The following is a 21,850-nucleotide window of genomic DNA, read 5'->3' on the forward strand; positions in this document are numbered from 1 at the left end:
GGAAGCAGTTCAGGCGAGGCAATGCGCCGTCTCATCCTGATCGCCGCGCTATACGCGCCTGCCAGTAGCCAAGGAATGGTTGCTCCACAACCGTGATATGCGTGATCCACTTGACCCAAGCCATGCCGAACCAGCCACCCACGACCGCGCGCAGCGGATAGCCGTGATCGCGTGTCAACGGCTCCTCGTTCATCGAATAGGCAAGCATCGTGCTGTCAGCGATGGCCTTCTCAAGCGGTAGACTGCGCGCAAAAGCGATGGGGCCGGGAGAAGCCGTTTTCTTGTTCGCGTCGACGACGCCGCTGTCGGCCCCTGCGAGCAGAACCTCACATGCGGTTCGCTTGACGCCCGCCATTTCCAAAATCTCGCGCAGAAGAACACCTGTCCACGCGGCATTGCCGACAGCTCCATTCTGCCACTGTAACCCCTCCCTCGGAGGCACATAGTAGACGCGCCCGTTTCCTGCGCATTCGACGACGGCGGTGAAAGTCGTGCTCTGCATCGCCTTGATGGTGTCGAGGTCAAGTTCGAGTGGCCGCTCCACCGCCCCGTCAACGCGCAATCTCCAGTCTCGCGCATCGAGGTCGGGCGACGGGAAATGGTTTCGCACGAAGAACAGCTCGGTTGGGATCAGCCAATCGGAGAGCGATGCAAACGGAAACTCGATGTTCTGTGGGGATTTCTGTCGAACTATTAGACTGGGTTGCTGTGGTGTCGGCATCGTCCTCGTCTCCTTCCAAGAGCACAACGTCGGCTCCGCGGTCGCGCGAATTGCGGTGCGATCACACTGGCCCTCGCAGTGCATGTGTCGCATTCCGTCTGCGGGCCTTATTCTAGCATATGCCGCACGTTCCTCGGGTCGACCTCGAACGGCAGTAAAGGGCCGCAAACACCAGTCCTATCGTCATCTTTATCGCCATACTCACGCGATCATTGTCAGCAAAGAGATGCGACGGAAACGTGAATCTCCGTCGCATCGATCTGAATCAGTTTGCGAAGCCTTCCGGGGCGCAAAATGACCGGACTACGCCTTTTGCGGACCTTTTGGAATAATGCCGGAGCGGCCGAACATGCGCAACACGGCCACGATCAATCGCCACGTTCGGTGAAATCCGACCAAGGTGCGGCGACCTAACCTAAAGTCGCCTTTAGGAACTCAATCGTGCGCGACCAGGCTAGCTTCGCTGCTTCAGCTGAGTAGTGCGCGCTGTTGCTGTCGTCATCAAAAGCGCGCTCCGTGTTCTCGTAGGTGAAAATCTCCGCCCTTACGCCAGTCTTTTTCACCACGTCGACAAACGCCGGAATCTCGGGATCTACGAAAGGGTCTTTGCCAGCCAGGTTGAGCAGGAGTGGCGTCTCGATAGGGCCCACATCGGCAACCGACGGCGGGTGCCCATAGAAGATAACCGCGCCACTGAGATCAGTCCCTTTGGTGACCAGGTCGTCTATCGCAGTCGCGCCCAATCCAAAACCGACTGCGCCAATCTTCCCGTTGCTCACGCCGTCGGATTTTAGCCAGACCAAGGCCACCCGGGTATCGGCAGCCATGTCTGATCTTGTCTCCATTCCCACCGTTTCGAGGGCAGGCCCGGGTTCGGCCGGCGTCCCACCAAAACGCGAAGCATAGTCAGGTGCCAATGCCACAAATCCCTCAAGGGCCAGGCGCCTTGTGACCTCCTCGAAATGCGGCGTCAGACCCAACTTGTCATGAACCACCACTACACCGGGGTGAAGCTTGGTGCTGTCGGGGCGGGCAAGATAGCATTCAAGTTTGCCCCAAGCCGTATCGAGAGCCACTCTTTCGGTGCGCAATCGCGGGTCGTCATTGCCGACTTGAGCCGCATTCGCATATTCGGACACAAGGCACGCGGGCAGCATTGCTACGGCTGCCACTGCGGCCAAGCATTCCACCGTATCAACAAGAAGCACCCGACGCTTCATGTGTGCAAGGAAGTCCAACGACGTCGATCTCCGCTGGGGCAAGACATATTAGCGCAACTCTCCGAGTGCAGAAACCGGTGGGCTCAAACCTTGATCGAGCGAATTCGATTTCACGAAATCGCCGCATTGGGACGCTGCGGTCGGACGAAGGATTGTGCCGCCGCGGCCGTCCGCGAGTTGAACTGGACCCGCGGTTTGGGTTCGACGAGGTGTTCGCGCAACTGGATAGGCGAAGCCTGGAGGTGATGCCGCCGGGATCGCAGATGAACCGGAAGCCGGAATAGCCGGTCGCAGAATATCCGTCTCTCGTTAAGCGAGCCGGTTGCGATGGTTGCGACGGGCAAGACAGCAGTCTTGGCCGCTTTGCGCCCCAATAGCGGACAGCAGTATCTGGAACGCCCTAGTCGGGCGTCGGCTGCCGCAGCGCCTTATGCGCGGCTCCTGTCGGAAGAGGGTTACTCGGGATTTGCGTCAACAATTCTGCCAATCGTTGCTGCCAATGCGGATTCCGCTGTCTTAGCGGCTCTAAAGCATCGCCTGGCGGGTTCTCCATTTCGCTCATCAACTCGCGCGATGATCGCGCCTCTGCAAGACGCCCGACGGTCGCATAGCAGCAGGCCAGTGTTTCTTGGACCGGCCGCCATGCTGGGCGCACCTTTTGGGCTCTCACGGCGGCAGCCAGGGCGTTGGCTCCGTCGCCGGCAAACAAGTGGGCCAGTGCCAGAAAGTTCAGCCAAACGAAGTTCTGTGGGTCGTTGGCATTCAACATGAGGCCGTGTTCCAGTGGCGCTATGGCACTCGACGCGCTACCCCTAAAGAGCTCCGCCATTCCCAAGACAAGGTGGCCAAGGGCGAAACTCGGGCTGATCTCGATCGCCCTTTCGGCGGCAAGGACCGCCTGTTCGGGTGCATTCGCGTACGCGCTGCAGATCGCCAACGCGTAATGTGTGTACGGGTTCTTTTCGTCGAGCCGAACTGCCGCCAAGGCGGCATCCAAACCTTCCCTGATGTCTTCGGAGGGACGCTTGCTCCATCCATAGGCGACGATGCCTGCGCTCACCCGACCAAGCCAGAGATGGGCTTCGGCAAGTTCGGGGTCGAGCCGGCACGCCTCTCTGAATAGCTCTCGTGCCATGAGGTGGGTCTGCTGGCCAACGCGGTGGAAATGCCAGGTCCCCTGCCGCACTATCTCCCACGCCGTCATATTTCCCGTGTGCCGCGCCGCCGCGGGAAGTGACGCCGTCTTCAGCAGTTCTGGCTCAATCGCACCCGCGATCCTCTCCGCGATGGCGTCTTGAACGGCGAATGCCTCTTCCAGTTCCAAGTCATACCGTTCGGCCCAGACTTCACTGGCCGAAGTGGTCTCGACCAGTTGAGCAGAGACCCGAAGGCGACTGCCAGACCGGCGCACACTTCCTTCGAGCACATAACCGACACCCAGTTCCTGGCCCACCTGCTTGGCACTGACCGACTTGTTCCTGTAGACAAAACTTGAATTGCGCCCGATTACCCGAAACCATCGAAATCTCGTGAGCGCAGTGATCACATCTTCGGTGATGCCATCCACCAGATAAGCCTGTTGCTTGTCATTGCTCAAATTGGCAAACGGTAGGACCACGATCGATGGTCTGCCGGGGTTCGCGGGCGAACCGGGCAACGCCGCGGGCGCATCAACGGCAGCAGAATGCAGGCTATTGACCCGGCCCGTAAAACGATACCCCACACGAGGCACGGTGGCGATCCACTCGTTCCCCTCTGGTTGCGGGCCAAGCATCTTGCGCAAGGCAGCGATCTGAACCGAGAGATTGCTCTCCTCGATGATCGCGGTGGACCAGGCAGCGTCCATCAGCGCGGACTTGCTTACGACCTCTGTGGAGGCCCGCACGAGCGCGTGCAGCAGCAACAAGCCCTTATGGCCAATTGCCACCCGCCGTCCTTCACAAGTCAGTGCGCCGCACTGCATGTCGAGGATGAACGCCCCGAACGCGAACCGTTGCGGCACGACGCTGGCGGCCACGGTTTCTTCAGAAGAATTCGGGACTTTTTGGCCTCCCATTAAGGACTCCGGTCGGTCTTCTTGTGATCCTCTTGCGTAGGTCACCAAAACTAGCACAGAGGAGATCAAAATGACGATTTCAAAAGAACGAACCGATGCAGGTTTGGCCTTCTCGCGGGGCAAGGCCCTGGTCTCCAAAGGGGACGCGGGATACCAAGCTGAACAGGGGCCTGATTACCTGCCCGGCATTAGTGCGGAGTCGGTTGGCTCAGCCGCACTGTGGCTCGGTACCGCTACGATCCCGCCTGGGAGACGCACCAAGGCGCATGTGCATGAGCGCCACGAGAGTGCCTTCTACATGTTGAGCGGTGAAGAGTTGGAGCTGTGGAGTGGCGATGAACTCCAGCATAGGGATCTGATGCACCCCGGAGATTATCTATACATCCCCGCCAACGTGTTGCACGTGGCCGTCAATCGGGGAGCCGAACCAGCCGTATTTGTCGGGGCGCGCAACGAGCCAACTGCGCAAGAAAGCGTTGTTCTTTATCCTGAAATGGATTCCCGAGTGCCATGACAGACGGATGTCCGCTTCGGGCTGAATGCGGACATTAGCGGACGGCGGCAAAGCTCCAAGACGGACATTCGAGCGGCCCGTCATCGCGCCGTACTGATCTGTATTTTTACGACGTTGAGCCTCGCCCAGACACTCTCGCGCGGTCGTTACAACCAAAGCTTCCATCCTATGAGTTAATTGGCCGTGTCACCAAGCGTATGCTAATATGAATAATGTGGGTGGGGTGACGGCGTAGAGGCAGAGGATGTTCCTCCGCCCGGTATTGGTTGTTGCTAAGTCTGTTTGGCCTTTGTGTAGTTAGTTGGGTTTAGGCTCCAAACTCTTCTGATGTACTCGTTCAACTCGAGTTCCCCTTAATGCTGATGTGACCGTTTCAATCTGATGGTAGCGACCGGGAGGGTACCATGCGAATGAAATTGGCATTTTTGACGCAGGTCGCTGCGGCAGCCCTGACGTGTTCAGCCTGGACTGTGAGCGCCCAGGAAAACACCGGGACACCGGGTGCGCCGGACGCGACGACGACCCTTGACGGGCGATACCTTCCCAATCCGCCGACGCCGTTCGGCGGTGAAATCGGGTTGAGCGCCAAGGACTCAAAACCGTATTGGCCGCCGCAGGTCGTGCCACCCAAGGGCGCCCCCAATATCCTTTTGATCATGACAGACGATGCCGGTTACGGGGTGGCCGGCACGTTCGGCGGCGTTATCCCGACTCCAGCGCTCGATCGGGTGGCGCAGATGGGCCTCCGCTACACGCAGTTCCACTCGACGGCGCTCTGTTCGCCTACGCGGGCGGCGCTAATCACAGGACGCAACCATCATTCGACCGGTTTTGGTGTGATTTCCGAGCAGGCGACCGGCTATCCAGGATACGATTCCGTTCTGGGCGTAGACAACGCAACGATCGGCAACATTCTGAAGCAGAACGGCTATTCCACATCATGGTTCGGCAAGAACCACAACACGCCATCGTTCCAGTACAGCAGCGCCGGTCCCTTCGACCAATGGCCGTCGGGCATGGGCTTTGACTACTTTTATGGCTTCATGGGCGGCGACAGCAACCAGTGGGAGCCCTATCTCTTTCAGGATCACACGCAGATTTTTCCTTGGGTCGGAAAGCCCGGCTACAATCTGATTACCGACGAGGCCGACAACGCCATCAACTACATCAAGCAGTTGAACGCGGCTGCGCCTGACAAGCCCTTCTTCGTCTACTATGTACCCGGCGCCACACATGCACCGCACCATCCGACGCCAGAGTGGATCGAGAAGTTCAAGGGCAAGTTCGACATGGGCTGGAATGCCATGCGCGACCAGATCTTCGCGAACCAGAAGCTCCTCGGGGTCATTCCGCAAAATACGCAACTCACCCCCTGGCCCGATGATTTGCCGAAATGGGACGCGCTCGACGCTGACAGCAAGAAGCTGTTTGCCCGCCAGGCCGAAGTGTTCGCAGCTTACGTCGCCTACTCCGACAATGAGATCGGGCGCGTGATCCAGGCGGTAGACGACATGGGCAAGCTGGACAACACGCTCGTCATCTATATCGAGGGTGACAACGGCACGAGCGCGGAAGGGAGCACGCTAGGCACCCCGAGCGAGGTGATCACCATCGAGGGCCTTCAGGTCCCCGTCGCCGATCAGTTGAAATTTTACGATGCCTGGGGTAGCGACCAGACTTACCCGCACATGTCGGTTGCATGGTCATGGGCCTTTGACACGCCGTTCAAATGGACCAAGCAGGTGGCCTCGCATTTCGGCGGCACACGGCAAGGCATGGCAATGGCGTGGCCCGCCCGCATCAAGGACGCAGGCGGAATTCGCAGCCAGTTCCATCACATCATCGACATCGTGCCGACGATCCTCGATGCGACCGGGATCCCGGCACCAGCCATGGTCAACGGTGTGGCGCAAAAGCCGATCGAAGGCGTCAGCATGGCCTACACGTGGAATAAGGCAAACGCCGACGCGCCTTCGACACGCCGCACGCAGTACTTCGAAATGTTCGGAAACCGGGGCATCTACAACGACGGCTGGTACGCCTGTACCACGCCGCCGGCAGCGCCCTGGTTGATGGGCACTGCGCCGATGCCGGAAGTGGTCAATGGCTACAAATGGGAACTCTATAATCTCAACGAGGATTATTCTCAGGCCAACGACCTCGCGCAGAGCAATCCTGACAAGCTGCATCAGTTGCAGGAATTGTTTCTGCTCGAAGCCGCGAAATACAACGTGTTCCCGCTCGACAACTCGATCCTGGAGCGGCTCATGACCCCGCGACCGAGCGCGACCGCCGGACGGAAGCTGTTCACCTATTCAGGCGTCGTCTCAGGCGTGCCTGGCGGAAACGCCCCGAACATCCTGAACAAGTCCTACACGATCACCGCTGAGATCGAGATTCCGGCGACCGGCGCGGACGGCATGCTGGCGACGACGGGCGGTCGTTTTGGCGGCTTCGGCCTATACGTCCTGAAGCAAAAGCCGGTGTTTCTCTATAATTTCGTGGACATCGAACGCTTCCGGTGGGAAGGCCCCGACACGCTGCCGCCAGGCAAGCATACCATCGAGTTCGACTTCACATCGGACAGCCACAACATGGGCAGCGGCGGTACGGGCATCCTCAAGGTGGATGGCAAGGAAGTCGCCAACCAGAAAATTCCGCACACTGTCCCAGCTCTTATGCCGTGGGACGAGACCTTCGATGTCGGTGTTGATACTCGCACCGGTGTCGATGACAAGGACTACCAGGTGCCGTTTGCCTTCACCGGGACGATCAACAAGCTGACGGTCCAGTTGAACTGAGACTGTGCTGGGCTAGTTCCAGTGGCAGCTAAGGGCCGACAGCTGACCCTCTTCGCTCGACCGCTTTGCGCCAGAAGCGACAAATACGAAGTGACTGGGCGCGCCCAAACGATACAATCATGATTTGCTTGCCTATGTAATCGTGCGCAAGTGAACCGGTGGAAAGGGCTCTGTATGTCTCCGCAGATCAAGACCGACGCCCGCGACGATGCTTTTGCGGTGCGACGTGCTGTCTTCATGGACGAGCAGGGCTATGAGAACGAGTTCGACGGCATCGACGACAACCCCTCCTGCGTGCACGTGACGCTCTATATCGATGGCGAGCTTGCCGGCTGCTCACGCCTGTTCCCCGAGCAAATCGAGCGAGCACTTGCGCCCGAGAGCCCGCAGTCGCCGACATGCATCTTCGACGAGGGCGTGACAGCAGGGGAGACGTACCTGCTGGGCCGCGTAGCCGTGATGCCGGCGTTTCGCCGCCGGGGCCTGGCGAGTGTGATCATCGCTGCGAGCGACGAGGCGGCGCGCGAGGTCGGCGCCAAACTGGTGAAGCTGCATGCCCAGGAGTACGCGCACGATCTGTACGCCAAGCAGGGCTATACGCGGATCAGCGATGTCGATTACGAGGACGAGGGCCAGCCGCACCTTTGGATGGCCAAGCGGCTGTGATCGCGGACAGTTCCCTCGGCAGCGGTGCAGACATTCCGTGTCCCTCGTCCCCCCCGCGTCAACGTAAGGCACCTTGAACAGAGGGGATCCGGTGCCCAGGTGCGCTTTGGGCTCGAAGTTGCAAGGCAACGTCCGCATCGGGCCAATGCCGCCTTCACGGTATGTGCCATCTGTGTTTTCGACAAGGCCGAGGCGATCGGCGCAGGGGACTCGAAATTACGTCCGAGTCGATCGCCTCTCTACCCTGAAAGGTCTAGGCGCTGACAATTGTGTCGGCGCTTGGCTTGTCCTTGCTGTCATCGCCGGTCAGCTGCCGCTTCAGCTCATCGGCAATCTGCTTTTCGATGGCCTCGCGCTGTTCCGGCGGCATCGACGCCAGCTCATCTTCGGTAATCCCAAGACTCTTGAGAATGCTGTCGCGGATCCGCTCCGCCGGAGTCTTGTTGGCGAGATCGGTAAACTCGGAGACAACAGCGTCATGGCGTGCCTTCGCGGGATCTTCCGTGCCGTCCATGGTCACGGTGGCGCTCGCCTGCAGCGCCCACATCGTGCTGGAGATCGAGGTCGGCGTGCTGCTTGGCTGCAGCGCCGCGCCGCTTTGGCGAACGCCGACCTCGGTATCACTGGACTGTTGCTTGCTGCGCTGGCCCGATTGGGAAAAGAGGTTGCTCAGTCCGTAGGTGCTGGAAATGCTGCTGCCGATCTTCATGAAAATTTCTCCTTTAAACAATGCGCAGGAGAATGGCGCAGCAGTCCTGCCTGGAGCTTGCGGCGCCAGGACTCGGATGGCCGTCGTCAACCGGCGGCCATCCGGCAAGGCTTCAGGGCAGCGCGTAGCCGATCACATAGTCCCCGGGCTTGGTTCCGATCGAGCCGTGCCCGCCGGCGACCATGACGACGAACTGCTTGTTGTCCGTCGTATAGGTCATTGGCGTCGCCTGGCCGCCGGCCGGCAGGCGGGCCTGCCAAAGCTGATTGCCATTCGTCACGTCATAGGCGCGCAGATAGTTGTCGACCGCAGCGCCGAGGAAGGCGACGCCCCCCTTGGTCAGCATCGGGCCGCCGATGCCGGGCACGCCGACCTTGAAGGGCAGCGGCAGCGGCGTCATGTCGTGCACAGTGCCGTTTTTCAGCTTGTAGGCCGTCTTGCCGGTGAGGAGATCGACGCCGGCGACATAGCCCCAAGGCGGCGCCTGGCACGGGATCTTGAGCGGTCCGAGGAACGGCCCCATGAACACGCCGTAGGGCGCGCCGTCGTTGCGGTTGAGACCCTGTTCGCTGCCCTTTTCATCCTGGCTCTTCGGTGGAATGTCGGCGGCCGGAACCAGCCGCGAGGTGAAGGCGAGATAGGTCGGCATCCCGAACATGATCTGCCGCTCGGGATCGACCGCGACGCTGCCCCAGTTGAAAGTACCGAAGTTGCCGGGATAGATGATCGAACCTTCAAGCGACGGCGGCGTGTAGCGGCCCTCGTATTTGTAGCGATGGAAATCGATGCGGCAGGCGAGCTGGTCGAGCAGCGTCACGCCCCACATGTCCTTCTCCTGCAGCGGCGGCGGCGAGAAGGTGAGGTCGGAGATCGGTTGCGTCGGTGCTGTGCGATCCTCGGGGATTGCGCCCGATGGTGCCGGGATTTCCTTGAAGGGAATGATCGGCTCGCCGGTGCGCCGGTCGAGAACGTAGATGTCGCCCTGCTTGGTCGGGCCAACCAGCGCCGGAACGACTGTCCCGTTAGGCTTCTTCATGTCGAACAGAACAGGCTGCGCCGGCACGTCCATGTCCCAGAGATCGTGATGGACGAACTGTTGGACCCATTTCAGCTGCCCGGTGTTGATGTCGAGTGCCACGATCGATGACGAGAACTTCTCGACATTTTCGCTTCTGTTCATGCCGAGCTGGTCCGGCACCTGGTTGCCGAGCGGGATATAGACCATGCCGAGCCCGTCATCGACGCTGAGCACAGACCAGCTGTTCGGGGAATTGGTCGTATAGGTCTGGCCCTCGGGTAGGGGCGTGGTCACATCGGGATTGCCCGAGTCCCAGTTCCAGATCAGCGCGCCGGAATTGATATCGAAGGCGCGGATGACCCCTGACTGCTCCTGCGTCGAGTAGTTGTCGTTGACGGCGCCGCCGATAATCAGCTTGCCGGCGACTGCAACCGGCGGAGAGGTCGAGTAGTAATAGCCGGCCGGATTGTACTTCATGCCTTGCTCAAGGTGCAGCACGCCCTGTTCGGCAAAGCTCGTGCAGACCTTGCCGTCGAGCGCATCGAGCGCGATCAGGCGGGCATCCGAGGTCGGCAGATAGACGCGATCGACGCAGGGCTGGCCAGCGGCGACCGATGTATCATGGTAGTAGGTCACGCCGCGGCAGGTCTGGTGCTGGCGGTCGGGATTCATGCCTGAATTGGCGTCGTGCTTCCATTTCTCCTTGCCTGTCTTCGCATCGAGCGCGATTGCCCAGTTGTGCGGCGTGCAGAGGTAGAGGGTGTCGCCAACCTTCAGCGGCGTCACCTGATAGGTCGTCTCGCCGACGTCGTCAGGCCGCTTCACGTCGCCCGTCTGATAACGCCAGACCTCCTTGAGATCCTTGACGTTGCCGACGTTGATCTGGTCGAGCGGCGAGTAGCGCTGGCCGAATGGGGTGCGGCCATATTGATGCCATTCGCGGTTCTGGACCGTGCCGCCGAAGGTCGGTGTGCCCGACACTTGCGTCGGCAAGGTCCCGTGCATGTCGTGCGGATCCGTCGTCATCGAGTAGCCGGCGACGACGATTGCGATAAGCAAGGGAATGGCGAGCGGCCATGGATTGGCGCCGTAGGAAATCCCGGTCGGGCTGAGGAAACCAAGCGGCCCCCGGATCCAGGGCGTGAGCAGCCAGAGGCCAAGCAGGATAATCAGCCCGCCACGCGGCCCGAGCTGCCACCAATCGAAGCCGACTTCCCAGATCCCCCAGGCGAGCGCAACGATGACCAGCAGCGCATAGGCCCACAGGGCCGCCGCCCGGCGCATGAGAAGCAGGATGGCGATGACGAGGAACATTACGCCGGAGAACAGATAGAAGAAGCTGCCGCCGAGGATGACGAGCCAGAGGCCGCCACCGCCGAGCGCCAGCCCGAGCAGGATGAAAAGGATGGAGGTTATGACAATTGCCATTATGGGGAACTCTCGCGGAGGATAGTCGGGTGCGACGAAAACGCGAAAAAACGCCTGCTAATCAGCGAGATAGAGCGACCGCAGTCAGCGTCAACTGCGACCATAGGTGTCAGACTTGCGAGACTTTCACCCGATCACGTGCCGCAGAAGGTCTGCAGCACGCGTTCTTCCGGCTTCGGCGGCTCCATGTACGCCGCAAATGCGGGCTGGTCCTCATAGGGCTTGGCGAGAACCGCAAGCAGTGCTTCGAAGAGCGAGAAATCCGCTTCCTCGACGGCCGCGCTGATCGCCTGCTCGATGCGATGGTTGCGCGGAATGAAGGCGGGATTGACCGCGCGCATCGCCGCCCTGCGATCCGCCTCCGTCCGGCCTTCGTCGCGGGTCAGGCGGTCGCACCAGCGGCCAAGCCATTCGCGCGCGCCATCCGGTTCGCGGAAGGTCGAGAGGAACAAAGCCTCGCCATCACCGGGAGTGACAGCGTCGGAAAGCCGACGGAAGGTGAGGGTGAAGTCGGCCTGTTGCGCCTGCATCGCGGCGAGCAGCGACTGGATGAGCTCAAGATCGCCGTCCTCGACGGTCGCGAGGCCGATCTTCTCACGCATGCCGCGCAGCCAATGGATCTGGAAGCGCTCGCCATATTGCTGGATCACGGTATTGGCGAGTTCGAGGGCCTTTTCGGCATCCGTATCGAACAGCGGCAGCAGCGTTTCGCCAAGCCGCGCCAGGTTCCATTGGCCGATGCCGGGCTGATTGGCATAGGCATAGCGGCCGCCCTGGTCGATCGAGGAAAAGACAGTGCCGGGATGGTATTCATCAATGAAGGCGCAGGGGCCGAAATCGATCGTCTCGCCCGAAATGGTCATGTTGTCGGTGTTCATGACGCCGTGGATGAAGCCGATGTGCAGCCACCTCGCGATCAAGGCAGCCTGCCGCTCGCAGACGGCCTCGTAGAGCGCCAGGTAGGGATTGTCCCTATCTTTCAGTTCCGGATAGTGCCGGTCGATGACATAGTCGGCCAGCGCCCGCACGCCGTCGGTATCACCGCGCGCCGCAAAGAACTGGAAGGTGCCGACGCGGATATGGCTTGCGGCAACACGGGTAAACACAGCGCCGGGCAGAATGTTTTCGCGATAGACGGGCTGCCCGGTCGAAACCGCAGCAAGCGCCCGGGTCGCCGGGATGCCGAGCGCATACATTGCCTCGCTGACGATATACTCCCGAAGCACCGGACCGAGCGCGGCGCGGCCGTCGCCGCGGCGGGAATAGGCCGTCTGGCCGGCACCCTTCAACTGGATGTCACGACGCTGACCGTTGCGATCGATCACCTCGCCGAGGAGGATCGCTCGCCCGTCGCCGAGCAACGGCACGAAGGAGCCGAACTGGTGCCCGGCATAGGCCATCGCCAAGGGATCGGCGCCTTCAGGTACGAGGTTGCCCGAGAAGATCGCCGCGCCGTCGCGCTTTAGCGCCTCGACATCGAGGCCGAGTTCTTCCGCAAGCAGTTCGTTCAGCTTGATCAGCCACGGCTCGGCGGCCTGCGAGGGATCCTGGCGCGTAAAGAACTGTTGTGGCAACCGCGCATAGCTGTTGTCGAAGGAGAAGGGCCGGGAGGTGGATGCGTTCGAAGCTAAGGTCATGAGTCTTAGGTAGGGCTCGGGCACGCATGACGCAAGCTGGGGACGCTTGCGTCATGCGTGCCCGAGCCTTTCGGCTGGTCGTGCAGCGTTCCAGCACCGCAGCCATTCCCTGACGGCACGGCTGCCCTGCCATATCAGCATAACGACGCCACATTTGCGGGCGTATACAAAGACCTCTAATCCTCTTTTGGCATCAAGCCATACCATACTGCGGCCATCGCTTCCGCGCCGGCCACGCCACTGCGAGTGATCCCTGACGATGTCGGATCAGATCTACCAGGCGGCTGCCGTCGGGCGCGCCAAGCCTAATTTCCGCGTGATAGCGATGATCGTGGCGAGCGCCATGTTCATGGAGCAGCTAGACGCAACCGTCCTGGCAACGGCGCTGCCGACCATGGCGCGGGATTTCGGCGTCAGCGCCCCGTCGATGAGTATCACGCTGACTTCGTATCTCCTCAGTCTGGCGATCTTCATTCCGGCAAGCGGCCTGATTGCCGATCGCTTCGGCTCGCGCACCGTCTTCCGCTCGGCGATCGCCGTCTTCGTGACGGGCTCCATCTTCTGCGCGCTGTCGCCGACCTTGCTCTGTCTCGTGCTGGCGCGACTGCTGCAGGGGTTAGGCGGCGCGATGATGCTGCCGGTCGGCCGCCTCGTGCTGCTGCGCAGCGTCTCCCGCAAGGACATGGTCAACGCCATGTCGTGGCTGCTGGTGCCGGCGCTGATCGGCCCGATCCTTGGCCCTCCGGTCGGCGGCCTGATCGTCACCTATCTCGACTGGCGCTGGATCTTCTACATCAACGTACCGATCGGCATCATCGGCTTCACGCTGGTCTCGATCTTCATCGAAGACTTCAAAGGCGAGGCGAAGCGCCGGTTTGATACGATTGGTTTCATCCTCTCCGGTATTGCGCTCGGCTCCCTGCTGTTCGGTTTCGAAAGCTCGAGCCGCCCGGGCGAGGGTGCTTTCTCGCTGTTCCTGATCGCAGTCGGCCTGCTCTTCGGCGTTGCCTATCTCAAGCATGCCCGCCGCCATCCGGCGCCGATCATGGATTTCTCGCTGATGAAGGTGCCGAGCTTCGGCACCTCGGTCATCGCCGGATCGCTGACCCGCATCACGCAGGGCGCGCAACCCTTCCTGCTGCCGCTCTATTTCCAGCTCGGTTTCGGATTGTCTGCGGCCAAGGCCGGTCAGCTCGTCACCGCCGCAGCCCTCGGCTCGATGGCGATGAAGGCCGTAGCGCCCCGGGTGCTGCGCCGCTTCGGTTTCCGCAGCAGCCTGGTCGCGAACGGCATCGTCGCCACCTTCGGCTATGCGCTCTGCGCCGCCTTCCGGCCCGACTGGCCGCTCGGCCTGATCTTCGCGATCCTCGTCATGTGCGGCTTCTTCATGTCGTTCCAGTTCACAGCCTACAACACGGTGGCCTACGACGAGATCGACCGCGACCGCATGAGCTCGGCCACCAGCTTCTACACGACATTCCAGCAGCTGATGCTGTCGCTCGGGATCTGCGTTGGCGCGCTGGCGCTGCACACCTCGATGGTGGCCAATGGCAGTCAGACGCCACAGCTGCGCGATTTCTCCGCCGCCTTCCTCTTCGTCACCGCGATCTCGATCACCGCGACGTTCTGGAACCTGCGATTCTCCAGAAGCGCCGGCGCCGACATCAGTGGCCACGATGCCGGCAAGGCCGCGCACGCTTCCGAGCACTGAGCGTCAGGCGGCGCGCGGAAGGTCGGGCAGGCAAGCCTCGCAGATGGCCGCGACATGCCGGTGATCGGTGCCGCAGCAGCCGCCGACAATCCTGACTTGCGGCATTCTCTGCATCAACTCCCTGTACCGCTGTCCGAGATCGGCGGGATCGCCGGCATCCAGCGTCTCGCTCTCGTCGAGCTCAGCATGGCTCATGCGCGAAGCATTGGCCCGCAGCCCATGGATGCGCTTCGTCCATCCGGCGCGGTGATCCAGCGCCTCGGCAAAGTGCGTCGGATGCGCGCAATTGATCATGTAATAAGCCACTGAGCCGCCTGTCGCCGCATCCGTCGTCTCGATCGCCTCCTGCATGCTGCAGCCGGTCACCAGCTTGCCGTCGGTCTCGACGGTGAAGGAGATCGCGCAGGGCATATCCCGGGCAACGGCGGCCCGCGCGACGCCGATGGCCTCGTCGATGTTGTTCAGCGTGACGGCGGAGATCATATCGGCATCGCTTTCGGCAAAGCTGCCGATCTGGATGCTGTGATAGTCCTCGGCTTCGGCCGCGTTCATGTGGCCTGCCTTGTATCCATCGCCGCGCGGCCCCATCGCTCCGCTGAGCACGATCGGCCGCCCCGATTCTTCGTGCCGCTCGCGCAAGCCCGCAAGCAGCGCCATGCTTTGAACATTGGCGTCGTGCAGCGCCTCCGGCGTGTAGCCGAGCTTTTCCGCCCAATCCGGGCTCGCCCGCCATGTCGGGCTGTCGAGAATGAAGCCGGCGCCATGCTTGCGGGCGATGTCGAGGTAGCGGCGATAGTAGGCGCGCAGCCGGTCGCGGCCCTCTTCGGACGCCATCATCACGAAGGATGCGAAGTGCGGCAGCTGCAATCCGTCGTGAAAGATGAAGGTCGTCTCCATGCCACCGTCGGTGACGAACGCGCCGCCCTTGAGCTGCGGCAGGCTGTGTCGGTATTTGACCATGACAATCCCTCTGTTCGGGCAATCCCGGACAATAGGTTCTCCGCTTCCGGGCTGCGAAACTAGGCGACTTGCGGTATAGTTCGGCATAGCATGATGTTTGCCTTTGATTTCAACCGCTTCCGGTGAGCGGCTGACAAAAGGGCCTCCATATCCACCAGAGCGGGCGGGCGAAAACCGTACCGGCGGTACAGGGGATTTGATGCGCAAGGGCGAGGAGACCAGAGCCCGCATCCTGGATGTGGCCGAAGCCGCCGTCCTGCAGAAGGGCTTCGGCGGCACCTCGATCGACGAACTGATCGCCGAAACCGGCATCACCAAGAGCGGCTTCTTCTACCATTTCCGGGACAAGAATGCGCTCGCCAAGGCGCTGCTCGAACGCTACATCGAAAACGACGAACGGATATACGACGAGATCTTCACCCGCGCCCGCGAATTGGCCGACGATCCGCTGCAATCTTTCTTGCTCGGTCTGAAGCTGCTTGCCGAACTGCTGTCGGACCTGCCGAACGGCCATCCGGGCTGCCTCGTCGCCACCGTCTGCTACTATGAGCGCCTGTTCGACCGCGACATCCAGGAAACCAACAAGCAGGCGGTGCTCGCCTGGCGCCGGCGCTTCCGCGGCATGTTCGAGGAGATTATGGTGGTCTACACGCCGCGCGAACCGATCGAGATCGACCAGCTGGCCGACATGGTCTCGACGGTGCTGGAGGGCGGCATCGTGCTATCGAAGGCGCTGAAGGAGCCGCAGGGGCTCGCCGACCAGGTTCTTGTGCTGCGCAGCTTCGTGAAGCTCCTGTTCCAACCACCGATCGTCCGCCAGTGATCAGCCGCTAGCTGCCACCCTCCATCGCAGCCGCCATTTCGGCGAGCTTGCGCACGGTGTTGAAATTGCGCGCTGTTCCCGGCTTCAGGGCCGGCAGCTTGAGCTTCGATTTGCCGGAGCCGATAGGGAAATGGACGTAGATTTCGCGCCCGGCGAGGAAGGCCTCCTCGCCATCAGGCGCGACCATCCCTACGAGAGCGTCGTTGGGCGCGGCCTTGGGCAGGAAGGTCACCAGCAGATAGTTCGGCTTGGCGTCGGGGAAGGGCGCATTGGCGACGACCGCCTCCAGTTCCTTGCGGCTTCGCAGCATCACGCCGGGCTTCCTGCCGAGCAGCTTTCCGAGCGCATCGTCCAGCCGCTGCTCGACCTCGGCTTCTGCCGCATCGGAGCGAAACAGCACGTTGCCGCTCTGGATGTAGGTCTTCACATCGCTGAAGCCGAGCTCTTCACAGACCGCCTTCAGCTCCGTCATGGGCAGCTTGCCCGTGCCGCCGACATTGATCGCCCTCAGGAGCGCCACATAGACCGTCACGGGCTCCTCCCAGCCGTTACATCTTCCCCGCGACCTTGATCGCGAAGGCATATTCGAAGGCGATCTCCTCGAGGCGCTGGAAGCGTCCCGAAGCGCCGCCATGGCCGGCATCCATGTTGGTCTTCAACAGGATCGGTGCCGAGCCGGTGGTCTTTTCGCGCAGGCGCGCCACCCACTTTGCCGGCTCCCAATAAGTGACGCGCGGATCGGTGAGTCCGCCGAGCGCCAGGATCGGCGGATAGGCCTTCGCCTCGACATTGTCGTAGGGCGAATAAGCGGCGATCTGCTCGTACTCTTCCTTGCTCTCGATCGGATTGCCCCACTCCGGCCATTCCGGCGGGGTCAGCGGCAGCGTGTCGTCGAGCATGGTGTTCAGCACGTCGACGAAGGGAACGGCGGCGATCAGACCGGCGAACTTCTCCGGCGCCATGTTGGCAGCGGCGCCCATCAGCATGCCGCCGGCCGAGCCGCCCTCGGCGATGATGTTGGCGTAGGAGGTGAACTTCTGCTGATTCAGATAGTCAGCGGCTGATATGAAGTCCTTGAAGGTGTTGGTCTTCTTTTCCATCTTGCCGTCTTCGTACCAGGCAAAGCCCTTGTCCTTGCCGCCGCGGATGTGAGCGATGGCATAGACGAAGCCGCGATCGGCGAGCGACAGGCAGTTGGTGTTGAAGCCGGCTGGAATGGTGATGCCGTAGGCGCCATAGCCATAGAGCAGGCAGGGCGCCGAACCGTCGAGCGGCGTGTCCTTGCGATAGAGCAGGGTAACGGGCACTTCAACGCCATCCCAGGCCGGGGCGAAGACGCGGCGGGTGACGTAGTCATCAGGATTGTGGCCAGAGGGCACTTCCTGGGTCTTCAACAGCGTGCGCTCGCGCGTCACCATGTTGTAGTCGTAGAGCTGCGACGGCGTCGTCATCGAGGAATAGGAGAAGCGAATGATGTCGCTATCGTATTCCGCGGCACCCTGCAGGCCGAGCGAATAGGCTTCCTCGGCAAAGGCGATCGCGTGTTCCTTGCCGGTCTTGCGGTCGCGGATCATGATCTGCGGCAGGCCATCCTTGCGCTCCAGCCACAGCAGGTGGCGGGCATAGGCCATGTGGCTGATGATCAGCGTGCCCGGCTTGTGCGGCACGACCTCGCGCCAGTTCGCCTTGCCCGGGTTTTCAACCGGCGCTTCCATGATCTTGAAATCCTTGGCGTCGCCGTCGTTCGTCAGGATGTAGAAGACGTCGCCGCCTTCCGTCATCGAATATTCGATGCCTTCCTCGCGCTCGGCCACCAGCTTCGGTTCGGCCGTCAGGTCCTTGGTGGACAGCAGGCGGTATTCCGAGGTCTCGTGATCGTGAATGTCGATGTAGATGAAGTCGTCGAGCAGCGAACCGCCGACGCCCATGAAGAAGCCGGCATCCTTCTCCTCGTAGACAAGTCGGTCCTGCGCCTGGGGCGTGCCAAGGATGTGGTGGAACACCTTCGAGGGGCGGTGGTTCTCGTCGAGTGCCGAGTAGAAGAAGCTCTTGCCGTCGGGCGCCCAGACGCCGCCGCCTCCGGTGTTCTCGATCACGTCGGCCATGTCCTCGCCGGTCGCAAGGTCGCGGACGCGCAGCGTATAGAACTCGGAGCCCTTGTCGTCATAGCCCCAGATGCCACGGCTGTGGTCGCTCGTATGGTCGAGGCCAGCGAGCCGGAAGTATGCCTTGCCGGCGGCCTCCTTGTCGCCGTCGAGCAGCACGGTGCGGATCGTCTCGTCCTTGACGTCGGAGTTGCGTGGAATGCGGAAGTAGCGGGGCTGTTCGCCGCCGGTGACGAAGAAGGTGCCGTAGGCGTAGTCGCCGTCCTTCATCGGCACGGAGCTGTCGTCTTCCTTGATGCGGCCGCGCATCTCGGCAAACAGCGTCTTCTGCAGCGCCTTGGTGTCTTCCATCGCCGCGTTCAAGTAGACGTTCTCCGCCTCGAGATGCTGGCGGATAGCAGGGTCGAGGATCGCCGGATCCTTGAACATCGCCTGCCAGTTGTCGGCGCGCAGCCACGCGTAGTCGTCGGTGCGCGTGATGCCGTGGCGCGTATCCGAGATCGGCTTCTTGGCGGCAGCGGGCGGGTTCGGCAGGTTCTTGAAGACGGTCAAGGAAAGCTCCGGATAGGTGATGTCAGGTGGGCAAGAGATAGAGGCGCGGATGCCTCTGATCAAGCGTCGAAGACAGCCCTGTGGCAAAACCGAAGGAATGCTCACGTTGCCTTGATGTCACCATATTGTTTAAGAAAGTCCGCTACGTCGCCCGGAATTTGCACCTTGTTCGACCGTCAAAACCTCGGTTCTTCACAGGTGATTCCGGAATGAGAATGCAAAGGAATCCCACCGTAATGCCAAAACGTCTCGTGTTGCTTCTGTCCGCATTTAGCCTTGCTGTTCCGGCCTTCGCAGTTGATCCCGCAATCAAGAAGCAGCTCGAAAAGCTCGATCCCGCGACCCGTCTCGAACAGAGCTGCGACACTGAGGCAATGAGCCGAATCAACAAGGACGAAACAGGCTACAGACCCGATAAAGTCATAGCCTACACGTTCAAGGATCCGGTTCCCGGCGATGACAAGCTGGAGGCGCCAGGTGCGGTGTTCCGCAGCAAGGGCGACTGGTATCACCTTTCCTATACCTGCATCACCGGTCCGCAGCACATGAATGTCCGCGAGCTTTCCTACAAGATCGGCGACAAGGTCCCGCGTGAAAAGTGGGAAAAATACTATCTCTATGATTGATGCGAGGCCAGGCCGGCAGGGTTTGCAGGCGTTGCCTTTGTGAGGCCTTAGTCCTCGGGCATCAGCTCTGTCGGTGAAGCTGGCGGCGAATCGCAGAAGCGACCGCAAGCGGCATCAAACCACATGGCGTCCGAACGCCATGTGCATTAAGCAGCGCTTGAACCACGAACGGCTTCTCTTTGGTATGAATCGTCTTTTTCTCGTTCCGGCGTTGCTGATCGCTTCCGCCTCTGTCGCCGCAGCTGCCGCGCTTCCGCTTGAGAATGCTCCGGCAACTACGCCCTCGAAGGTCGTGCAGGCACCAGGGACGGCGCCCGGACCGAGGCTGTTGGAGCCGCATCTGCGTATTGCCAGTTCTGGCATCAAGGGTCATGCGCGGGTGGCGCTCACCTTCGATGCCTGCATGGGCAAGGCTGACGACCGCATTCTCTCGGTGCTGGTGCGCGAGCGGATTCCGGCAACGATCTTCGTTACCGCCCGCTGGTTGAAGCACAATCCGCAGGCGCTGCAGGTCTTCCTGCAGAATCCCGATCTCTTCGAACTCGAGAACCACGGCCAGAACCATGTTCCTGCGGTCGACAAGCCGGTATCGATTTACGGCATTGCGTCGGCCGGTTCCCCGGAAGCGGTGCGCCAGGAAGTGCAGGGCGGTGCTGACGCAATGGTCGCGGCCGGCATTGCCCCACCGCATTGGTTCCGCGGCTCGACCGCCAAATACGATCGCTCCGCGATCGTCCAAATTCGCGACATGGGATACCGCATTGCCGGCTATTCCGTGAACGGCGACGGCGGCTCGCTGCTCGGCGCTGACGTCACGGAAAAGCGGATTGCGTCGGCCAAAGACGGCGACGTGGTGATCTCCCACATCAACCAGCCGACCCATGCGGCTGGCGAGGGTGTGGCCAAAGCAATCCTCGACCTGAAGGCCAAGGGCGTCGAATTCGTCCGGCTGCAGGACGTCGAGGACATGGGCGACGACCAGACGACACAGTAAGCTAGCTAAGGGCGACCTGCCGGCGCTCCTCGCTGATGCTCGGACGCTCAACGTACGCCGGTGCGTCGCGATCGAGGGCGAAATCATCGAACCAGTCGCGGTATCCGCCGCCGATCATTGCGCCGATGACCTGGGCCGCAAGATAGGAGAAGGTGATACCGTTGCCACCGTAGCCATAGGCGGCATAGACCTGCGGCATCGCGGGAACCGGACCGATCAGCGGCAGCCCGTCCGACGTCTCGCCGAAGGTGCCGCACCACGCAGTCGCAACGCTCGTATCGGCCCTCGACCAGAGCCGTTTCATCTTTTCCCGGATCGTCGCGACCTTTGCGGCAAGCTTGGCGTCGCGGGTGGCTGGATCGACGGTGTCGTCATCCTCGCCGCCGGCGATGATCCGCCCGTCAGGCGTCGTCCGCATGTAGAGATAGGGGTGGCTGTCTTCCCAGATCAGCACCTGGTCGCGCCAGAGTGCTGCCGGATCTTGCGGGATCGTCGCCAGAGCCCAGCTCGACGTCGTCCGGTGCAGTTTCGGCATGTCGATGCCCGGCATGGCGTAGCCGGTGGCAAGCACTGCAGTTTCCGCTTCGATGACGAACGGGCCGTCGGTCTCGGCCGTCACATGCCCGCCTTCGCAATGGAGCTTAGTCACCGAGGCTCCGATGAGACGTGCGCCCTGCTTCACGGCAATGTCCAGCAACCCCCAGGTCAGGAGCAGCGGATCGGCCTCCGCGGAGCCGCGCGACAGGATGCCCGCATCGCGATCGAGTTCGAACTCGGTGAAGAGATCGCAGTGCTCCAGATATCGGCTTGGCAGGCCCGCCCGGCGACGAAGCTCGACTTCCCGGAGGAGATCACCAGCGCCTTCTTGGTTGCTGGTCAGAAACAGCGATTGCCGCGGCAGCAAATTGCAGGCGATCCGGTTGGCGACGATCAGCTTGGAGAGACCGGCGACCGAGGCGGCACTGCGCCTGTAGATACCGACGGCGCGCTCGAAGCCATAGACGTGCTCGAGTTCGCCCAGCGTCCGGTCGGTTTCCCATTGCAGCATGGCTGTGCTCGCAACCGTACTGCCGAGGCCGGGCGTCTCGCGGTCAATGATGACCACGGAAAGGCCGCGTTCCGAAAGGAGCTGGCCCATCAACGCACCGGTAATCCCGCCGCCGATCACCATGGCGTCGACTTTGAGATTGTCTTGAAGTGGTTGGTAGGTGGGTTTCGGGCCGGCGTGGCTCCAAGGGGGGATACCGCTTTTCAGCCGGCTTTGGCGGGATTCTGCAAGATCGATTTCTGCCATCTGACGCGTCTTACC

General features: G+C 61.5%; 17 protein-coding genes. 7 read left to right on the plus strand and 10 right to left on the minus strand.

Annotated features, from left to right (window positions below; all coding sequences use genetic code 11):
- Positions 1 to 31 precede the first annotated feature (31 nt).
- From RGCCGE502_RS05775 to RGCCGE502_RS05790, 3 genes are all read right to left on the minus strand, one after another.
- A complete protein-coding gene (locus RGCCGE502_RS05775; protein ID WP_016553226.1) occupies positions 32 to 721 on the minus strand; it encodes a molybdopterin-dependent oxidoreductase in 690 nt (229 codons plus the stop codon).
- Positions 722 to 1,131: 410 nt separating this feature from the next.
- Positions 1,132 to 1,959: a dienelactone hydrolase family protein gene (locus tag RGCCGE502_RS05780; RefSeq protein WP_016553227.1), complete on the minus strand. Its 828-nt coding sequence runs from the start codon at positions 1,957 to 1,959 to the stop codon at positions 1,132 to 1,134.
- Between the two features lie 382 nt (positions 1,960 to 2,341).
- Positions 2,342 to 3,997, minus strand: a complete 1,656-nt coding sequence (locus RGCCGE502_RS05790) for a winged helix-turn-helix domain-containing tetratricopeptide repeat protein (protein ID WP_016553229.1) — start codon at positions 3,995 to 3,997, stop codon at positions 2,342 to 2,344.
- A gap of 70 nt (positions 3,998 to 4,067) precedes the next feature.
- Between RGCCGE502_RS05790 and RGCCGE502_RS05795 the strand changes: the two genes are divergently transcribed.
- From RGCCGE502_RS05795 to RGCCGE502_RS05805, 3 genes are all read left to right on the plus strand, one after another.
- Complete coding sequence (locus RGCCGE502_RS05795) at positions 4,068 to 4,511, plus strand: cupin domain-containing protein (protein ID WP_016553230.1); 444 nt, start codon at positions 4,068 to 4,070, stop codon at positions 4,509 to 4,511.
- A gap of 410 nt (positions 4,512 to 4,921) precedes the next feature.
- Positions 4,922 to 7,312, plus strand: coding sequence for an arylsulfatase (locus RGCCGE502_RS05800; protein WP_016553231.1), 2,391 nt, complete (start codon positions 4,922 to 4,924; stop codon positions 7,310 to 7,312).
- A 174-nt stretch (positions 7,313 to 7,486) separates the two neighbouring features.
- Positions 7,487 to 7,978, plus strand: a complete 492-nt coding sequence (locus RGCCGE502_RS05805) for a GNAT family N-acetyltransferase (RefSeq protein WP_016553232.1) — start codon at positions 7,487 to 7,489, stop codon at positions 7,976 to 7,978.
- Positions 7,979 to 8,231: 253 nt separating this feature from the next.
- Here RGCCGE502_RS05805 and RGCCGE502_RS05810 read toward each other — a convergent pair whose 3' ends face one another.
- The 3 genes from RGCCGE502_RS05810 to RGCCGE502_RS05820 all read right to left on the minus strand — a co-directional run bounded on the left by RGCCGE502_RS05810 (position 8,232) and on the right by RGCCGE502_RS05820 (position 12,770).
- Positions 8,232 to 8,687, minus strand: a complete 456-nt coding sequence (locus RGCCGE502_RS05810; protein ID WP_016553233.1) for a hypothetical protein — start codon at positions 8,685 to 8,687, stop codon at positions 8,232 to 8,234.
- A 112-nt stretch (positions 8,688 to 8,799) separates the two neighbouring features.
- A complete protein-coding gene (locus RGCCGE502_RS05815; RefSeq protein WP_016553234.1) occupies positions 8,800 to 11,133 on the minus strand; it encodes a glucose/quinate/shikimate family membrane-bound PQQ-dependent dehydrogenase in 2,334 nt (777 codons plus the stop codon).
- A 134-nt stretch (positions 11,134 to 11,267) separates the two neighbouring features.
- Positions 11,268 to 12,770 (minus strand): protein adenylyltransferase SelO, encoded by a 1,503-nt coding sequence (locus RGCCGE502_RS05820; RefSeq protein WP_016553235.1) that lies wholly within the window; start codon positions 12,768 to 12,770, stop codon positions 11,268 to 11,270.
- 259 nt (positions 12,771 to 13,029) lie between these two features.
- Here RGCCGE502_RS05820 and RGCCGE502_RS05825 point away from each other — a divergent pair, with 259 nt between their 5' ends.
- Positions 13,030 to 14,481: a DHA2 family efflux MFS transporter permease subunit gene (locus RGCCGE502_RS05825; RefSeq protein WP_016553236.1), complete on the plus strand. Its 1,452-nt coding sequence runs from the start codon at positions 13,030 to 13,032 to the stop codon at positions 14,479 to 14,481.
- A 3-nt stretch (positions 14,482 to 14,484) separates the two neighbouring features.
- On the opposite strand, the gene RGCCGE502_RS05830 is transcribed toward RGCCGE502_RS05825, so the two are convergent.
- On the minus strand, positions 14,485 to 15,441 hold the full coding sequence (locus RGCCGE502_RS05830) for a homocysteine S-methyltransferase family protein (RefSeq protein ID WP_016553237.1): 957 nt from the start codon (positions 15,439 to 15,441) through the stop codon (positions 14,485 to 14,487).
- Between the two features lie 199 nt (positions 15,442 to 15,640).
- Here RGCCGE502_RS05830 and RGCCGE502_RS05835 point away from each other — a divergent pair, with 199 nt between their 5' ends.
- Positions 15,641 to 16,264: a TetR/AcrR family transcriptional regulator gene (locus RGCCGE502_RS05835; RefSeq protein ID WP_016553238.1), complete on the plus strand. Its 624-nt coding sequence runs from the start codon at positions 15,641 to 15,643 to the stop codon at positions 16,262 to 16,264.
- Between the two features lie 7 nt (positions 16,265 to 16,271).
- Here the strand turns inward: RGCCGE502_RS05835 and RGCCGE502_RS05840 are convergent, their stop codons facing one another.
- Together RGCCGE502_RS05840 and RGCCGE502_RS05845 are read right to left on the minus strand one after the other, a co-directional pair.
- The gene (locus RGCCGE502_RS05840; RefSeq protein WP_016553239.1) at positions 16,272 to 16,796 is read right to left on the minus strand and encodes a DUF1697 domain-containing protein; all 525 of its coding nucleotides are present in this window, start codon (positions 16,794 to 16,796) and stop codon (positions 16,272 to 16,274) included.
- 16 nt (positions 16,797 to 16,812) lie between these two features.
- Positions 16,813 to 18,921, minus strand: coding sequence for a S9 family peptidase (locus RGCCGE502_RS05845; protein ID WP_016553240.1), 2,109 nt, complete (start codon positions 18,919 to 18,921; stop codon positions 16,813 to 16,815).
- A 236-nt stretch (positions 18,922 to 19,157) separates the two neighbouring features.
- Here RGCCGE502_RS05845 and RGCCGE502_RS05850 point away from each other — a divergent pair, with 236 nt between their 5' ends.
- Together RGCCGE502_RS05850 and RGCCGE502_RS05855 are read left to right on the plus strand one after the other, a co-directional pair.
- The gene (locus tag RGCCGE502_RS05850; RefSeq protein WP_016553241.1) at positions 19,158 to 19,547 is read left to right on the plus strand and encodes a DUF930 domain-containing protein; all 390 of its coding nucleotides are present in this window, start codon (positions 19,158 to 19,160) and stop codon (positions 19,545 to 19,547) included.
- A 184-nt stretch (positions 19,548 to 19,731) separates the two neighbouring features.
- Positions 19,732 to 20,541, plus strand: a complete 810-nt coding sequence (locus RGCCGE502_RS05855) for a polysaccharide deacetylase family protein (RefSeq protein ID WP_040674084.1) — start codon at positions 19,732 to 19,734, stop codon at positions 20,539 to 20,541.
- 1 nt (position 20,542) lies between these two features.
- On the opposite strand, the gene RGCCGE502_RS05860 is transcribed toward RGCCGE502_RS05855, so the two are convergent.
- Positions 20,543 to 21,835 (minus strand): NAD(P)/FAD-dependent oxidoreductase, encoded by a 1,293-nt coding sequence (locus tag RGCCGE502_RS05860; protein WP_016553243.1) that lies wholly within the window; start codon positions 21,833 to 21,835, stop codon positions 20,543 to 20,545.
- Between the last annotated feature and the right edge of the window lie 15 nt (positions 21,836 to 21,850).

The sequence above is a fragment of the Rhizobium grahamii CCGE 502 genome, assembly GCF_000298315.2.
Classification (GTDB): Bacteria; Pseudomonadota; Alphaproteobacteria; order Rhizobiales; family Rhizobiaceae; genus Rhizobium; species Rhizobium grahamii.

What these genes read in the sequence shown, in the direction of transcription:
- RGCCGE502_RS05830 (WP_016553237.1), bottom strand. Translation starts at nt 15,441, where the DNA reads ATGGTCAAATACCGACACAGCCTGCCGCAGCTCAAGGGCGGCGCGTTC.
- RGCCGE502_RS05795 (WP_016553230.1), top strand. Translation starts at nt 4,068, where the DNA reads ATGACGATTTCAAAAGAACGAACCGATGCAGGTTTGGCCTTCTCGCGG.
- RGCCGE502_RS05855 (WP_040674084.1), top strand. Translation starts at nt 19,732, where the DNA reads ATGAATCGTCTTTTTCTCGTTCCGGCGTTGCTGATCGCTTCCGCCTCT.
- RGCCGE502_RS05820 (WP_016553235.1), bottom strand. Translation starts at nt 12,770, where the DNA reads ATGACCTTAGCTTCGAACGCATCCACCTCCCGGCCCTTCTCCTTCGAC.
- RGCCGE502_RS05825 (WP_016553236.1), top strand. Translation starts at nt 13,030, where the DNA reads ATGTCGGATCAGATCTACCAGGCGGCTGCCGTCGGGCGCGCCAAGCCT.
- RGCCGE502_RS05835 (WP_016553238.1), top strand. Translation starts at nt 15,641, where the DNA reads ATGCGCAAGGGCGAGGAGACCAGAGCCCGCATCCTGGATGTGGCCGAA.
- RGCCGE502_RS05800 (WP_016553231.1), top strand. Translation starts at nt 4,922, where the DNA reads ATGAAATTGGCATTTTTGACGCAGGTCGCTGCGGCAGCCCTGACGTGT.
- RGCCGE502_RS05815 (WP_016553234.1), bottom strand. Translation starts at nt 11,133, where the DNA reads ATGGCAATTGTCATAACCTCCATCCTTTTCATCCTGCTCGGGCTGGCG.
- RGCCGE502_RS05790 (WP_016553229.1), bottom strand. Translation starts at nt 3,997, where the DNA reads ATGGGAGGCCAAAAAGTCCCGAATTCTTCTGAAGAAACCGTGGCCGCC.
- RGCCGE502_RS05810 (WP_016553233.1), bottom strand. Translation starts at nt 8,687, where the DNA reads ATGAAGATCGGCAGCAGCATTTCCAGCACCTACGGACTGAGCAACCTC.
- RGCCGE502_RS05850 (WP_016553241.1), top strand. Translation starts at nt 19,158, where the DNA reads ATGCCAAAACGTCTCGTGTTGCTTCTGTCCGCATTTAGCCTTGCTGTT.
- RGCCGE502_RS05860 (WP_016553243.1), bottom strand. Translation starts at nt 21,835, where the DNA reads ATGGCAGAAATCGATCTTGCAGAATCCCGCCAAAGCCGGCTGAAAAGC.
- RGCCGE502_RS05775 (WP_016553226.1), bottom strand. Translation starts at nt 721, where the DNA reads ATGCCGACACCACAGCAACCCAGTCTAATAGTTCGACAGAAATCCCCA.
- RGCCGE502_RS05805 (WP_016553232.1), top strand. Translation starts at nt 7,487, where the DNA reads ATGTCTCCGCAGATCAAGACCGACGCCCGCGACGATGCTTTTGCGGTG.